1 protein-coding gene is annotated in these 284 nt (G+C 49.6%); it reads left to right on the top strand.

Annotated features, from left to right (window positions below; all coding sequences use genetic code 11):
- Positions 1-284: hypothetical protein (locus FS736_RS24630; RefSeq protein WP_186326920.1), on the top strand; the 284-nt coding region annotated here is incomplete at both ends.

Below are 284 nucleotides of genomic sequence, written 5' to 3'. Positions count from 1 at the left end.
CTGATCCAGGTGGGTACCAATACCCATGAATATTGGGAGCCAGTCTATCCGGGCACATCACCGAAACCAGTGCCATCGGAAATCATGCTGGTCAACACAAGCACGGCGAAGGATGGAATCACTGACACCTACCAGCAGTCATTCACCACGACGTGGTATTACCAGTACACGACGATCCTGATCCAGGATGATATTTTCAAAAGGCTTCATGACCCAAGGGAGCAGTCCTTCTCAGAAACAGAAACTTATCAGTGGGATGTCTTCATCTCCGCAGAGGAAATCGC

This window comes from Cytobacillus oceanisediminis 2691 (genome assembly GCF_007678455.1).
Lineage (GTDB): Bacteria > Bacillota > Bacilli > Bacillales > Cytobacillaceae > Mesobacillus > Mesobacillus oceanisediminis_A.
Note: the sequence above shows the minus strand (reverse complement) of the source record. Positions and strands in the feature narration are given on the sequence as shown.